Genomic DNA, 14,179 nt, shown 5'->3' with positions numbered 1-14,179 from the left:
GACACAACAGTTAATATCAACTAAAATACGGTTAAGTATTTCGGAAAAAATAAACAAGTTGATCAGGAAAGTAGATTAACTATGATTTGTTAAGAGAGACAGTGCTTGGTGTAAGCTGTTCAAATTGTATTAATTGAAAATGGCCTGTGATTGGCGTTAATGAGTAGCAAGTCTATAAATTAGCGACGGAATGGTCTACGTTAAAAGACACACGAATCAGCATAGCATCATATCGCTCACTGCTCGCTCGTTGCTAAGGTTTTAGCTAGTAATAGTTAAAACAAAAGTAGAATGGTAACACGAGACTCGTTTCTATCAGATTATATCTAATCATGATGGGACGGGTCTTTTTTGTTCCCTTCCCTTTCTGAAATACACTAATGCATACTTATAAATAGTCTAAGGAGAAACGTTATGACACATAAAGGATTAAAAATTGGTGCTATCTTAGCAGTTAGTGCCTTCGCTGCTGGAACTATCGCCCCTATTACGGCCAACACTGCTAAAAAAACAGTAACTGTCGGAATTGTTGGTACTAGTGATAAAGAACTTTGGGATAATATCAACAAAACAACGCAAAAGAAATATAACTTAACTGTTAAAACAAAAGTCTTTACTGACTACAACCAACCAAACAAAGCAGTAGCTGATGGATCACTTGATTTAAATGCATTCCAACACGTTTATTTCTTAAACAATTGGAATAAATCAAATGACAATAAGGTCAAAGCAATTGGTAAGACTTTCATTACCCCAATTCGTCTTTATTCAGAAAAATACAAAGATGTTAAAGATTTCAAAAAGGGTGATAGTATTGCCGTACCAAATGACAGCACTAATGAAGGTCGTGCTTTAACTTTGCTACAATCAGCTGGCTTAATTAAAATCAAGAAAGGGGTTGATTTGCCAACCCTTAAAGACATCAAGTCAAACAAATTAAACCTTAAGTTTAAAGAAGTTGCTGCTGATCAAGGCCCATCTTCTCTAAAGTCAATGAACGGTGCCGTTATTAATACTAATTATGCACAAGAAGCTAAACTTAAGTTAAATTCAGCTGTTTATGTTGAACCAATCAATAAAAAGTCAAAGCAATGGATTAACGTTATTGTTGCTCGCAAGAGTGATGCTGACAAAAAAGCATACAAGCAAGTTGTTAAAACTTACCAAAGCAAGCAAACAAAGCAATACCTAAAGGATACTTGGGGTAAGGCTGAAATTCCTGCATGGGATATCAAGTTGAAGTAAGCCATTTGCAATAACTGTGACGGGCACTAGCTCGTTCACATACATATCAATAGTAGGAGAAAAATATGGCTGTTATTTCATTAAAAAATATAAATGTAACTTTTAAACAAAAAAAACGTGAGATTATCGCTGTCCAAGATGAATCCATTGAAATTGAAAAAGGCGATATCTATGGGATTGTTGGTTATTCTGGTGCTGGTAAATCAACATTAGTTCGTACCATCAATTTATTGCAACGTCCAACCAGTGGTTCGGTCATTGTAAACGACATCGACATGTTACAACTTTCATCTAAGGAATTGCGTGATCAGCGTAAAAAAATTGGGATGATTTTCCAACACTTTAACTTGATGAACGAATTAACGATTTTTGGTAATGTTGCCCAACCTTTAAAGCATTCAAAATTATCAAAAGCTGATAAAGCTGATAAAGTCAATAAATTGCTTAAACTTGTTGGTCTAGATGAACGTGCTGACAACTACCCAAATCAACTTTCTGGTGGGCAAAAGCAACGTGTTGCCATTGCCCGTGCATTAGCAAATGATCCTGAAATTTTGATTTCTGATGAGGCAACCTCAGCCTTAGATCCACGAACAACTAATCAGATTTTGTCATTGTTAAAGCAATTAAATCGTGAATTGGGCTTAACTATTGTTTTGATTACGCATGAGATGCAAGCCATCAAAGAAACTGCTAATAAGGTTGCGGTGATGGAAAACGGTACCATCATTGAGCGTGGTTCATTACTAGAAATTTTTACCAATCCACAAAAACCTTTAACAAAGGATTTCATCAATACAGCAACTAACTTAGATGAAGCATTGGTTAAAGTGAATGAACTATTAACCACCCAACCATTAGCTTACGATGAAGAACTAATCAAAATCAGCTATGTTGGTGCTGATACAGCGCAACCATTACTATCAACAATTTATGCTGATTTTGGTGTCACAACAAACATTCTCTATTCAAACATGGAAATTTTGACACAGACACCTGTTGGTATTGCCGTTGCAATATTTAAGGGAAGCGTTGCTAATCGTAATGCTGCTAAAACAAGTTTTAGTGATCACGGTGTGGTCATTACTGAATTACAAGGAGGTACCAACTAATTATGGGATGGATTCAAGAACATATGCCTAATGCTTACGCGTTGGGTTGGTCAGGTGACTATGGCTGGGGCGTTGCAATCTGGCAAACAGTTTATATGACTCTCGGCGCCGCCATTATTGGTGGGATTATTGGTTTGTTATTTGGAATTGGTCTAGTTTTAACAGCTGACGATGGTATTGCACCTAATCGAACAGTTTTCCAAATCTTAGATAAAATTGTTTCCGTTGGTCGTGCCATTCCATTTATCATTATGGTAGTGGCATTCTCACCACTAACACAATTAATTGTCGGTACAACTATTGGAACGACAGCCGCTCTAGTACCGCTCTCACTTGGTGTCTTCCCCTTTTACGCTCGTCAGGTACAGGTTGCTTTACTTGGTGTTGAAGGTGGTAAAGTTGAAGCTGCTCGTTCATTCGGGGCAACTAACTGGGATATTATCTCAGACGTTTACTTACGTGAGGGTCGCGCAGAGCTAATTCGTGTTTCAACTGTTACATTGATTAGTTTGGTTGGTTTGACTGCTATGGCTGGTGCTATCGGTGCTGGTGGACTTGGAACAACAGCAATTGTCACGGGTTACCAACGTTTCCAAAACGACGTTATGTGGACTGCAACAATCATCATCCTACTATTTATTGTCATTATTCAATTTGTGGGTGACTTGCTAGCAAAGCATGCTCGTCATAACTAAATGTTAATAAAAATAAGGATGGAACAGAAATGTTCCATCCTTATTTTTTATTTACTTATTTGTTTTTTGTTGAAACAATTCATTTGCAACTGTTAAATTACCCAACGCATCAATTGCTGTATTAGGAACAACAACTGTATTAGTTTGTCCATTCGCAACTTCACGGAAAGCATCAATGTTTTGAGCCGCCAGATACTTGCTATCTACAACAGCTAAGGCATCATTCGCCTTTTGAATACGATATGCTTCAGCATCAGCTGCTAAACGCACACCTTTTGCTTTTGCTTCAGCAGTCGTTACTAAAGCATCATTTTTAGCTCTTGTGGTCAATTCAATTGAACGTGCTTCACCTTCTGCTTTGGCAATAGCTGCTTCACGTTCACGTGTGGCATTAATTTGCTTATTCATTGATTCTTGTATTTCTGGTGTCGGTTGGATTGTATCGATATTAATACGATCAACATTAACACCATAAGCATCTGTAATTGTCGCTAATTCATGACTTAATGCAGCATTAATTCTTTCTGTACCATTAAGAACGTCATTTAAATCCATCGTACCAATAATACCGCGTAAGTGCGCCCTTGATTGTTGAACCATAGATTTAATTGAGTCAGCATTTTCAAAAGTAAATTTATAGGGATTAGTAACATGATAATTCATTGAAAGCGAAATAATAACTTCCGCATTATCTTGTGAAATAACACTTTGTTCACTTAAACTAAGCGGTACTTGTGCTAAATCTACCCTATCAACACGTGTAATAATCGGTATCGTAAAATTAATACCAGGTGTAATTTGCTTTTTATATTTACCCAGAATCGAAACCATACCCACCATATTTTGTGGAATGATTCGAATACTTGAAACCAATAAATAAACTAATAGCAAAAAGATAATGACATATAAAATACTAGATAATATCATTTTTTGATTCCCCCTTTTCTATACGAATAGTATTTCCTTGTACGCCAACGATTATAACCTCATCTCCCCAGGTTAACTTCTCAGAAGCAGCAACACGATAATAAATACCATTCAATTTAACAAAGCCATCTGCATAATTATCCGTAGATAAAGTAAACGCTCTGTCCAACAAGCGATTATCAAAATTATAGTTCATAATAGTTTTTACCATATTTAAACGCTTTTTCAACAACTAGAAAATTTCCTAATTGTTGACGAATTCGAACTGTATCACCAATATTTAGATTAACACCCCGATAATCAAAATAGTGACCATTAACTAAAATACGATTTACCATAAAATTACTTGGTGTTAAATGTATCGTCATACCCGTTACGTTTACATTACGTTTCCTATTCATTTGTCCCCCCCAAAAAGAACACTTTTGTTTTAGTATATACTAGCTTTGCCAACACGTAAATTATTAAAAGTGTTTTTTTAGGAAAATCATTATTTTTATATTGATAAATTAAAAACTCGAAACTGCGACAGATTTTCATCACTACCGTTTCGAGTGTCCTGTATACAATAAAAAAACACAAAAAAACCTCACACGTTATAGGTGCGACATAAATGCCTTTCAACCTAGACTTGGCTATTAGCCATCATCTTAGCGGTTTATACCATATAACATGAGAGATCTCATTGTGTTTATTAATTAACCAATGAAATTAGTCAACCAATTCCAAGATTGCCATTGGAGCAGCGTCACCACGACGTTGAGTAGTCTTCAAAATGCGAGTGTAACCACCGGCACGACCCTCAAAGCGAGGTGCAACATCGTTAAATAAGTGTTGCAAAGCTGTTTCAACTTGAACTTTGTTATCATCAGTTGTTTTTACGTCTGCAACAACGTTACGCATAAAGGCAGCTGCCTTGCGGCGTGATGATAAATCACCATGCTTACCCAACGTAATCATTTTGTCAGCAGTACGACGAACTTCTTTTGCACGAGCTTCAGTCGTAATGATACGACCATTGATTAGTAAATCAGTAGTCAAATCACGCAACAAAGCCTTACGTTGTGCACTGTTACGTCCCAACTTACGGTATCCCATGAGTGTGTCCTCCTTTACTTGGTATTCTATCGTTTAATCTAATCTTCCTTGCGGAATCCCAAACCTAACAATGTAAGCTTGTCTTGGATTTCGTCAAGTGATTTCCGACCGAGGTTACGAACAGACATCATTTGAGTCTCCGTACGCTCAGTTAACTCTTGGACAGAGTTAATCCCGGCCCTTTTGAGACAATTATAAGAGCGAACAGACAAATCCAATTCTTCAATTGGCGTATCTGCATGTTTTGCGGTTGGCTCTTCTTCCTTGTCTGCCATCACTTGTGCAGTAATTGCACGCTCAGATATATCAACAAAAGCGTTCAAGTGATCAGACATAATACGAGCAGCCAAAGAAACAGCTTCAGTAGCCGTCAATGAACCGTCAGTCCAAACATCTAAAGTTAATTTGTCAAAGTCATCACGTTGACCAACACGAGTGTTTTCAACTTGATAGTTGACGCGTTCGATTGGGGCAAAGATTGAATCAATTGCTAGAACGCCAATAGGCATTTCATCATGCAATTCCTTATTCTGGTCCCCTGAAACATAACCACGACCACGAGCAGCAGTCAAAGTCATGTGCAAAGTAGCCCCAGCCGCAACAGTAGCAATGTGAAGATCTTTATTCAAGACTTCAACATCACTATCACCAGTTATATCACCGGCCGTCACATCAGCGGGACCGGTTACGTTAACTTCGAGTGTTTTTTCATCGTCACTGTCGATGCGCATTGAAACCTTTTTAAGGTTCAAAATAATTTGCGTGACATCTTCAACGACACCTTCGACCGTTGAAAATTCATGCAAAACGCCATCAATCTGTACTGAATTGATTGCCGCACCAGGCAATGAAGACAACAATACACGGCGTAGTGAGTTACCCAAAGTAGTTCCGTAACCACGTTCAAGCGGCTCAACCACAAACTTACCGTAATTGCTATCCTCTTCAACCAGCATAATCTTAGGATTTTCGAATTCAAGCATACCGTTTGTTACCCCTTTCAAAGCTTGTTGTGCACTATTTGCAACCGGCAATTAGACACGACGACGCTTTGGTGGACGTGAACCGTTGTGAGGTACTGGTGTAACATCCTTAATAGATGAAACATCCAATCCTGCAGCGGCTAACGAACGGATAGCTGATTCACGACCTGAACCAGGTCCCTTAACAGTTACCTCAACAGTCTTCATGCCATTTTCCATTGCGCTCTTAGCAGCAGCTTCAGCAGCCATTTGCGCAGCAAACGGCGTTGACTTACGGCTACCTTTAAAACCAAGTGCACCAGCTGATGACCAAGCAACGGCGTTTCCTTGAACGTCGGTGATCATTACGATCGTGTTGTTGAACGTTGCGTGGATGTGTGCTACACCTGACTCAATATTCTTACGTACACGACGCTTACGATTAGTACGACCTGCCATAATCAAGTTATCTCCTTTCTAGTTAGTTTAAATTACTTCTTCTTACCTGCAATTGCAACAGCTGGGCCCTTACGAGTACGAGCGTTGTTCTTCGTGTGTTGTCCACGAACTGGTAAGCCCTTACGGTGACGGATACCACGGTATGAATTAATTTCTTGTAGACCTTTAATGTTCATTGAGATCTCACGACGCAAGTCACCTTCTACCTTAACACCATCAACGACGGCACGGATAGCGTCTTCTTGGTCTGGGGTCAAGTCACGAACACGGACATCCTCAGAAACCTTTGCTTCTGCCAAAACTTTTTGTGCAGTTGCATTCCCGATTCCATATACATATGTTAATGCGATCACGATACGCTTATCGCGAGGCAAATCAACACCAGCAATACGAGCCATTACGATTACCTCCTTTTTCTATATAATAAATAAATTTTCTAACGTCAGTAAAATTACTTACCTTGACGTTGCTTGTGCTTTGGGTTTGCAGAGCAAATCACCATTACACGACCATTACGCTTGACAACCTTGCAGCTGTCGCACATACGCTTAACTGATGGACGAACCTTCATGATATTTACCTCCTTGAATTTTTTGTACGATCTGCTTACTTGAACCGGTATGTAATACGGCCCTTCGTCAAATCATATGGCGACATCTCAACTGTTACACGATCTCCAGGTAGAATACGAATGAAATTCTTTCGGATTTTACCAGAAACATGTGCTAAGATGTCTGCGCCGTTTTCCAGTTCAACGGTAAACATGGCATTGGGTAAAGTTTCCTTTACCACACCAGAAATTTCAATAACATCACTGGCCACGTTGCTGCCTCCTTAGTTGTGACATTGGAGAACGTAACAAGTTATTATAACACGATAGATTTACCTTGAAAAGGGAAAAATACCTGTTAAACTTAGTCGTTCTTCAAACTATCAAGTAACTTCTTTACATCTGCGAACACGACATCAAGCTCACGTGAACCATCGATTTTGTTTAATAGACCTTTTTGGCTATAAAATTCTGCGATTGGTTCAGTAAGCTTACCATTAACGTCCAAGCGATTCTGAATCACTTCAGGCGTGTCATCTGCACGTCCACGGGCCATCATACGATCGACCAATACTTGCATATCAGCAGTAAAGTAAAGAACAGCGTCCAATGAACGACCTTCTTTACTTAACATATCTTCCAAAGCTTTCGCTTGCTCTAAGTTACGAGGGAATCCATCTAAGATAAATCCTGGCTTCGTATCTTCTTCTGCTAGACGCTCGGCAACAATACCATTGGTAACTTCGTCAGGAACCAAGTTACCAGCATCCATATAAGACTTTGCTTGCATACCAAGATCAGTTTCGTTGGCCATTGCCGCACGGAACATATCACCCGTACTGATGTGTGGCAAGTTGTACATCTCAACGATCTTTGCAGCCTGGGTTCCTTTACCAACACCTGGCAAACCCAACAACATGATGTTCAAACTCATTTTGTCTCGACTCCTTCTCGAATAAATCCAACATACTGCCGCTTCATCATCAATCCTTCAAGTTGGCGAATCAGGTCAATTGCCACACCAATGACAATCAAGATCGACGTTCCTGACATTGCAAGGTTACTATCCAACCCAAAGAAGTGTGTTGCTAGAATTGGTGCTAAAGCGACAAATCCTAGGAACAAAGCGCCGACTACTGACAGACGCATCAGCAGACCTGACATCCACTTTTCAGTAGATGGACCAGGCCAGACGCCTACAATATAACTACCTTGTTTTTGTAGATTCTCTTGTACCTTTTCAGGATTAACCTGAACAAACGCATAGAAGAATGTAAACAAGACAATTAGTAATGTATACGCAATACCACCTTGCATCGTTTGAATTGAAAGGTATTGCATAATTGTATTATACCAACTTGCATCCGCAAACTTAGTTGCAAATGCTTGCAAAATAGTTTGTGGCGTAACCAGTAGTGATGACGCAAAGATCACCGGGATAACCCCAGCAATATTAATACGTAATGGTAAATAGGAAGAACTTCCTGCCCCTACCGAACGACGTGTATATTGCATTGGCACCTTGCGAATCGCCTGATTAAACCAAGTAACAAAGCTAATAACAATTATAAAAATCATCATTAGTCCAATCAAAAATGCCCATCCACGCGCTGGATCGTCACCTTGTAGGATATGTTCCTTGAATAGTTGATAAATACCTGCTGGTAAACGCGCAATTATACCAGCAAAAATCAACATTGAAACACCTTGACCGAGACCACGTTCAGTAATCATTTCACCCAACCAAACTGATAACATTGTACCAGCCGTTAAAATGAATCCAATTAATATGTAAGTCTCTGCATTTGGTGTTTTAACCAAGTTAACTTGGCTTAGTTGATTAAATCCTGCCGTGATTCCAATAGATTGGACAAAAGCTAGGACGATGGTCAGCCACCGAGTAACTTGGTTCAACTTACGTCGACCCACTTCACCTTGTTTCGACCATTCAACAAATCGTGGCACAATATCCATTTGTAGGAGCTGTACCACGATTTGTGCAGTAACGTATGGTGAAACTCCCATTGCAAATAATGAGTAATTTGTTAATCCACCACCGCTAAACATATTCAAAATGCTGCCGAGCCCAGAATTTGCTACCTCTGTTAATGCCGCCGTGTTAATACCCGGGACAGTAATATAGGCTCCTAATCGATAAACAATTAGGATTCCCAAAGTAAAAAATAGTTTCTTTCGAATATCTTTTTCTTTAAGTGAATCGAGCACGGTTTTCAGCATTAGATCACCTCAGCTTTACCACCAGCAGCTTCGATAGCTGCGGTTGCTGCTGCTGAGAACTTGTTAGCTTTAATAGTCAATGATTTCTCAAGTTGACCATTTGCCAAGATCTTAACACCGTTAAATTCGTTCTTAACAATACCAGTTTCAACCAACAATGCTGGAGAAACTTCAGTACCGTTATCAAAACGATTCAAGACGTCAAGGTTGACAACAGCATACTCCTTACGGTTAATGTTCGTGAAACCACGCTTTGGCATACGACGGAACAATGGCATTTGTCCACCTTCGAAACCTTGACGAGTCTTACCACGAGCCTTTTGACCTTTTTGACCACGACCAGCAGTCTTACCATTACCTGATGACTCACCACGTCCAACACGGTTGCGGACGTTACGTGCACCTTCAGCTACTTGGAGTTCATTTAGCTTCATTAGGGTTTTACCTCCTTCAATGCAATCTAATTATTTAGCTCTTACTTAACTACTTCAACAGTAACCAAGTGAGCAATCTTGAACACTGCACCACGCGTTGCTGCGTTGTCAGGCAATACGACTGATGATTGGACCTTGTTCAAACCAAGGGCCTTAACAATCGCACGTTGCTTTGGCAAACGGTGGGCAGCACTCTTTACAAGAGTAATTTTAACTTGTTCAGCCATTTTCTGCCTCCTTAATCTGCCAAGTGCTCTAATGAGACCTGACGCAATTCAGCAACTTCTTCAGCGTTCTTCAATGAGTTGATTGCATCAAAAGTTGCGCGTACAACGTTAATTGGTGTAGCTGAGCCTAATGACTTTGCAGTCACATCAGCAACTCCAGCTAGTTCCAAAACGGCACGAGCAGCACCACCAGCTGCTACTCCAGATCCTTCAACGGCGGGCTTCACTAAGATGCGACCACCAGCAAAGACACCCAATGTAGAGTGAGGAAGGGTTGTACCAACCATAGGTACACTAATGATGTTGCGCTTTGCATCTTCAGCAGCCTTACGGATTGCTTCAGGAACTTCTTGCGCTTTACCAGTACCAAAACCAACATGTCCGTTACGGTCACCAACAACTACCAAAGCAGCGAAACGCAAACGGCGTCCACCCTTAACAACCTTGGTAACACGGTTGATGGCTACAACGTTTTCTTCAAGCTCACCGAGCTTATTTGCATCAATAAATGCCATGTTTTTCTTTCCTCCTTCCTTTAGAACTTCAAACCAGCTTCACGAGCTGCTTCAGCCAAAGCTTGTACACGACCATGGTATAAGTAACCACCACGATCAAATACTACAACTTCAACATTAGCTTCTTTTGCTCGTTCTGCGATCAAAGCACCAACTTTAGCTGCCTGTTCAGTTTTTGGAGCAGTCTCAATTGACTTATCCAAAGTTGAGGCACTAGCAAGCGTCACACCCGCTACGTCATCAATTAATTGCGCGTAGATGTTCTTGTTAGAACGGTAAACGTTCAAGCGTGGGCGCTCAGCAGTACCAGAAATCTTTCCACGAACGCGAGTGTGTCGGTGTTGACGCACTTTGTTCTTGTCTGACTTCGTAATCATGTTCGTAACCTCTTTTTTCAGTTCGAAAGATATACTCATAAGTAAAATCGTAACGTTGCTTACGACTTCAAGCACAAGGCCTAAGTTTACTTACCAGTCTTACCTTCCTTACGTGCAACGTATTCACCTTCGTAACGAATACCCTTACCCTTGTATGGTTCAGGTGCGCGTACGGCGCGGATTTCAGCGGCGAAATCACCAACAAATTGCTTGCTGATTCCTGCAACTGTAACCGTCGTTGAGTCAGGAACTTCAACAGTTAACCCTTCACGAGCTTCAAATTCTACGGGGTGTGAGTAACCTACGTTCAAAACAAGCTTGTCGCCTTGCTTTGAAGCACGGTATCCAACACCGACTAGCTTCAATGTCTTCTTGAAGCCATTTGAAACACCCTCGACCATGTTGTTAACAATGGCACGAGTAGTTCCGTGAAGTGCCTTCATACGTCCATCATCAGATGGGCGAGTGAATGAAACCTCAGTTCCATCAACAGTCAAATTGATTTCGTGAGCAATCGTGCGTGATAGCTCACCCTTAGGTCCTTTAACAGTAACAACGTCACCTTCGCGTGATAGTTCAACGCCAGCTGGCAATGTTACGGCCTTATTACCAATACGACTCATTGGTTGACACCTCCTTATTTAAATTTTGTTTTTACCAGACGTAAGCCAATACCTCGCCACCAATTTTCTTGGCGCGAGCTTCTTTATCGGTGATAACACCTTCAGAAGTTGAGATGATTGCAATACCCAAACCGTTTAATACCTTAGGTACGTTATCTGACTTAACATATGTACGTAAACCAGGCTTTGAAATACGCTTCAAACCTGTAATTACGCGAGTCTTGTCAGCAGAATACTTAAGGAAAACACGGATGACACCTTGCTTGTCATCTTCAATGTATTCAACGTCACGAACAAAGCCTTCACTCTTTAAGATCTCGGCGATGTCCTTCTTGATCTTTGATGCAGGTACTTCAACTGAGTCGTGGCGAACCATGTTCGCATTACGAATGCGTGTCAAGAAATCTGCAATTGGGTCAGTCATTGACATTGATATTTGCCTCCTATTATTAATTACTGTAAATCAGTGTTGATTACTTTGAGAAAGGCATACCCATTTGAGTAAGCAATTCACGAGATTCCTCGTCTGAGTTGGCAGTCGTTACAAGAACGATATCCAAACCACGAACGCGGTTAACCTTATCATAATCAATTTCTGGGAAAATAAGTTGCTCACGAACTCCCAATGTGTAGTTTCCACGGCCATCAAAAGCCTTTGGTGAAACTCCACGGAAGTCACGAACACGTGGCAATGAAACGTTGATCAACTTATCTAAGAAGTCGTACATACGTTCACCACGCAAAGTAACCTTTGTACCGATTGCCATACCCTCACGCAAACGGAAGCCAGCAATTGACTTCTTAGCACGAGTGATAACTGGCTTTTGACCAGCAATCAATTCCAATTCAGCAACAGCTTCATCCAAGTTCTTTGAGTTTGAAACAGCATCACCAACACCCATGTTAAGCACGATCTTTTCGATCTTAGGTGCTTGCATGATTGATGAATACTCAAACTTCTCGACCAATGAAGATGTAACTTCATTGACGTACTTTTCCTTCAAGCGATTTGCCATGATAATGATTTCCTCCTTTCACCTAGAAAATTATGCTAAAGTCTTTCCAGACTTCTTAGCGAAACGTACCTTCTTACCATCTTCAACTTTGTAACCAACCTTAGTTGGTTCGTTAGTAGAAGGGTCAAGCAATTGTACGTTTGAAACGTGGATTGGAGCTTCAAGCTCAACAATACCACCTTGTGGGTATTGGTTATTAGGCTTTTGGTGCTTCTTAACCATATTGACACCTTCAACAACAACGCGGTTTTGGTCTGCGTCAATCTTTACGATTACGCCTTCCTTACCCTTGTCCTTGCCGGCGATAACCTTAACCTTGTCACCAGTCTTCACAAACATGCGAGGCTTCCTCCTTGATTTAATGATGGTAATTACAATACTTCAGGTGCCAATGACACAATACGCATGTAATCATTGTCACGCAATTCACGCGCAACAGGTCCGAAGATACGAGTACCTACTGGACTTTTATCATCTTTAACGATAACAGCAGCATTTTCATCGAAACTGATGTATGAACCATCAGTACGGTGTGTACTAGCGGCAGTACGAACGATAACGGCTTTAACAACGTCACCCTTCTTAACATTTCCACCAGGAATAGCTTGCTTAACAGTTGCTACGATCATGTCACCGATTCCGGCAAACTTACGACCAGATCCACCTAATACCTTGATAGTCAAGATTTCACGTGCACCTGAGTTATCTGCAACCTTTAAACGACTCTCTTGTTGAATCACGATTTTGTCCTCCTTCCGTTATTGGTAATATTCGAGATTAAACGATTAGATAATAACGGCCTTCTCGACGATTTCTACCAAACGGAAGCGCTTTGTAGCTGATGTTGGACGTGTCTCCATGATACGTACCAAATCACCAGTCTTAGCTTCGTTGTTCTCATCGTGAGCCTTAAACTTTTTCGTGTACTTAACACGCTTACCATATACTGGGTGGTTCTTGTAAGTGTTGATGGCAACAGTAACTGTCTTATCCATCTTATCTGAAACCACGCGGCCTTGGTAAACCTTACGTGTGTTACGAGCTTCAGTCATAACGAACGGTCTCCTCTCTTAGTCTACTTGTTCAATTCTTGCTGACGAATGACCGTCTTGATACGGGCAATTTGCTTACGTACTTCTGACAATCGAGCCGTGTTCTCAAGTTGACCAGTAGCTAATTGGAAACGCAAGTTGAATAACTCTTCCTTGTAGCTCTTTTCCTTGGCAACTAGCTCAGCTTGGCTGAGACCCTTGATTTCATTTTGTTGATCCTTGATCTTCATTATTCACCCTCCACTTGACGAGCCAAGATCTTAGTCTTGACTGGCAACTTGTTAGATGCAAGACGCAAGGCTTCGCGGGCAACCTCTTCAGGAACACCGGCAACTTCAAATAATACCTTGCCGCGCTTAACAGGTGCTACCCAGCCTTCTGGGGTACCTTTTCCGTTACCCATACGAACACCAACACCCTTTGAAGTGTAGGCCAAGTGTGGAAAAATCTTAATCCATACTTTACCACCACGCTTCATATAACGCGTCATAGCAATACGAGCAGCCTCGATTTGACGGTTTGTAATCCAGTGTGATTCAGTAGCTTGTAAACCGAAATCTCCGAAAGCTACTGTCTTACCACCTTTAGCCTCACCACGCATCTTACCGCGGTGTGGGCGACGGTACTTTACACGCTTTGGAACTAGCAT

At 40.8% G+C, this 14,179-nt stretch carries 26 protein-coding genes and 1 other annotated feature; of the genes, 3 read left to right on the top strand and 23 right to left on the bottom strand.

The window, feature by feature from the left end; all coding sequences use genetic code 11:
* Positions 1-49: 49 nt before the first annotated feature.
* Positions 50-317, top strand: a binding site (T-box leader).
* A gap of 97 nt (positions 318-414) precedes the next feature.
* The 3 genes from FFM61_RS01675 to FFM61_RS01665 all read left to right on the top strand — a co-directional run bounded on the left by FFM61_RS01675 (position 415) and on the right by FFM61_RS01665 (position 3,052).
* Positions 415-1,245 carry a MetQ/NlpA family ABC transporter substrate-binding protein gene (locus tag FFM61_RS01675; RefSeq protein WP_074426802.1) on the top strand — a complete coding sequence of 277 codons (831 nt, stop codon included), beginning with the start codon at positions 415-417 and terminating at the stop codon, positions 1,243-1,245.
* Positions 1,246-1,310: 65 nt separating this feature from the next.
* A complete protein-coding gene (locus FFM61_RS01670; protein ID WP_074426801.1) occupies positions 1,311-2,357 on the top strand; it encodes a methionine ABC transporter ATP-binding protein in 1,047 nt (348 codons plus the stop codon).
* 2 nt (positions 2,358-2,359) lie between these two features.
* The gene (locus FFM61_RS01665; RefSeq protein ID WP_074426800.1) at positions 2,360-3,052 is read left to right on the top strand and encodes a methionine ABC transporter permease; all 693 of its coding nucleotides are present in this window, start codon (positions 2,360-2,362) and stop codon (positions 3,050-3,052) included.
* A 51-nt stretch (positions 3,053-3,103) separates the two neighbouring features.
* Here FFM61_RS01665 and FFM61_RS01660 read toward each other — a convergent pair whose 3' ends face one another.
* From FFM61_RS01660 to rplP, 23 genes are all read right to left on the bottom strand, one after another.
* Entirely contained in the window at positions 3,104-3,979 is an 876-nt protein-coding gene (locus FFM61_RS01660) for an SPFH domain-containing protein (RefSeq protein ID WP_083194393.1), read from the bottom strand.
* A complete protein-coding gene (locus tag FFM61_RS01655) occupies positions 3,966-4,190 on the bottom strand; it encodes an NfeD family protein (protein WP_074426799.1) in 225 nt (74 codons plus the stop codon). Before FFM61_RS01655 ends, FFM61_RS01660 begins: the two co-directional genes overlap by 14 nt.
* Positions 4,165-4,380, bottom strand: coding sequence for a hypothetical protein (locus tag FFM61_RS01650; RefSeq protein WP_074426798.1), 216 nt, complete (start codon positions 4,378-4,380; stop codon positions 4,165-4,167). Before FFM61_RS01650 ends, FFM61_RS01655 begins: the two co-directional genes overlap by 26 nt.
* 310 nt (positions 4,381-4,690) lie before the next feature.
* Positions 4,691-5,077 carry a 50S ribosomal protein L17 gene (rplQ, locus tag FFM61_RS01645; RefSeq protein WP_042491846.1) on the bottom strand — a complete coding sequence of 129 codons (387 nt, stop codon included), beginning with the start codon at positions 5,075-5,077 and terminating at the stop codon, positions 4,691-4,693.
* Positions 5,078-5,115: 38 nt separating this feature from the next.
* Positions 5,116-6,060: a DNA-directed RNA polymerase subunit alpha gene (locus FFM61_RS01640; protein WP_074426797.1), complete on the bottom strand. Its 945-nt coding sequence runs from the start codon at positions 6,058-6,060 to the stop codon at positions 5,116-5,118.
* A 51-nt stretch (positions 6,061-6,111) separates the two neighbouring features.
* The gene (gene rpsK, locus FFM61_RS01635; protein WP_042491849.1) at positions 6,112-6,498 is read right to left on the bottom strand and encodes a 30S ribosomal protein S11; all 387 of its coding nucleotides are present in this window, start codon (positions 6,496-6,498) and stop codon (positions 6,112-6,114) included.
* 32 nt (positions 6,499-6,530) lie between these two features.
* Entirely contained in the window at positions 6,531-6,896 is a 366-nt protein-coding gene (gene rpsM / locus FFM61_RS01630; RefSeq protein ID WP_074426796.1) for a 30S ribosomal protein S13, read from the bottom strand.
* A 53-nt stretch (positions 6,897-6,949) separates the two neighbouring features.
* Positions 6,950-7,069 (bottom strand): 50S ribosomal protein L36, encoded by a 120-nt coding sequence (gene rpmJ, locus FFM61_RS01625; RefSeq protein ID WP_040760535.1) that lies wholly within the window; start codon positions 7,067-7,069, stop codon positions 6,950-6,952.
* Positions 7,070-7,104: 35 nt separating this feature from the next.
* The gene (infA, locus tag FFM61_RS01620) at positions 7,105-7,320 is read right to left on the bottom strand and encodes a translation initiation factor IF-1 (RefSeq protein ID WP_002827967.1); all 216 of its coding nucleotides are present in this window, start codon (positions 7,318-7,320) and stop codon (positions 7,105-7,107) included.
* Positions 7,321-7,412: 92 nt separating this feature from the next.
* A complete protein-coding gene (locus tag FFM61_RS01615; RefSeq protein WP_074426795.1) occupies positions 7,413-7,982 on the bottom strand; it encodes an adenylate kinase in 570 nt (189 codons plus the stop codon).
* Positions 7,979-9,286: a preprotein translocase subunit SecY gene (secY, locus tag FFM61_RS01610; protein WP_074426794.1), complete on the bottom strand. Its 1,308-nt coding sequence runs from the start codon at positions 9,284-9,286 to the stop codon at positions 7,979-7,981. Before secY ends, FFM61_RS01615 begins: the two co-directional genes overlap by 4 nt.
* Positions 9,286-9,720, bottom strand: coding sequence for a 50S ribosomal protein L15 (gene rplO, locus FFM61_RS01605; RefSeq protein WP_074426793.1), 435 nt, complete (start codon positions 9,718-9,720; stop codon positions 9,286-9,288). The genes secY and rplO overlap by 1 nt, the downstream gene beginning before the upstream one ends.
* Positions 9,721-9,761: 41 nt before the next feature.
* A complete protein-coding gene (gene rpmD, locus FFM61_RS01600; protein ID WP_002827972.1) occupies positions 9,762-9,947 on the bottom strand; it encodes a 50S ribosomal protein L30 in 186 nt (61 codons plus the stop codon).
* Between the two features lie 11 nt (positions 9,948-9,958).
* The gene (rpsE, locus tag FFM61_RS01595) at positions 9,959-10,462 is read right to left on the bottom strand and encodes a 30S ribosomal protein S5 (RefSeq protein ID WP_074426792.1); all 504 of its coding nucleotides are present in this window, start codon (positions 10,460-10,462) and stop codon (positions 9,959-9,961) included.
* A gap of 20 nt (positions 10,463-10,482) precedes the next feature.
* Positions 10,483-10,839 (bottom strand): 50S ribosomal protein L18, encoded by a 357-nt coding sequence (rplR, locus tag FFM61_RS01590; RefSeq protein ID WP_042491860.1) that lies wholly within the window; start codon positions 10,837-10,839, stop codon positions 10,483-10,485.
* A gap of 86 nt (positions 10,840-10,925) precedes the next feature.
* Entirely contained in the window at positions 10,926-11,462 is a 537-nt protein-coding gene (gene rplF, locus FFM61_RS01585; RefSeq protein ID WP_074426791.1) for a 50S ribosomal protein L6, read from the bottom strand.
* 31 nt (positions 11,463-11,493) lie between these two features.
* A complete protein-coding gene (rpsH, locus tag FFM61_RS01580; protein ID WP_042491863.1) occupies positions 11,494-11,892 on the bottom strand; it encodes a 30S ribosomal protein S8 in 399 nt (132 codons plus the stop codon).
* A gap of 43 nt (positions 11,893-11,935) precedes the next feature.
* Entirely contained in the window at positions 11,936-12,478 is a 543-nt protein-coding gene (rplE, locus tag FFM61_RS01575) for a 50S ribosomal protein L5 (RefSeq protein WP_074426790.1), read from the bottom strand.
* Positions 12,479-12,508: 30 nt separating this feature from the next.
* A complete protein-coding gene (rplX, locus tag FFM61_RS01570) occupies positions 12,509-12,817 on the bottom strand; it encodes a 50S ribosomal protein L24 (RefSeq protein ID WP_074426789.1) in 309 nt (102 codons plus the stop codon).
* A 32-nt stretch (positions 12,818-12,849) separates the two neighbouring features.
* Positions 12,850-13,218, bottom strand: coding sequence for a 50S ribosomal protein L14 (rplN, locus tag FFM61_RS01565; RefSeq protein ID WP_074426788.1), 369 nt, complete (start codon positions 13,216-13,218; stop codon positions 12,850-12,852).
* Between the two features lie 45 nt (positions 13,219-13,263).
* Entirely contained in the window at positions 13,264-13,530 is a 267-nt protein-coding gene (rpsQ, locus tag FFM61_RS01560) for a 30S ribosomal protein S17 (protein WP_042491867.1), read from the bottom strand.
* A gap of 23 nt (positions 13,531-13,553) precedes the next feature.
* On the bottom strand, positions 13,554-13,760 hold the full coding sequence (rpmC, locus tag FFM61_RS01555; protein ID WP_002827981.1) for a 50S ribosomal protein L29: 207 nt from the start codon (positions 13,758-13,760) through the stop codon (positions 13,554-13,556).
* Entirely contained in the window at positions 13,760-14,179 is a 420-nt protein-coding gene (gene rplP, locus FFM61_RS01550; RefSeq protein ID WP_042491869.1) for a 50S ribosomal protein L16, read from the bottom strand. The genes rpmC and rplP overlap by 1 nt, the downstream gene beginning before the upstream one ends.

This window comes from Weissella hellenica, from assembly GCF_005405545.1.
GTDB classification, from domain to species: Bacteria; Bacillota; Bacilli; order Lactobacillales; family Lactobacillaceae; genus Weissella; species Weissella hellenica.
Note: the sequence above shows the minus strand (reverse complement) of the source record. Positions and strands in the feature narration are given on the sequence as shown.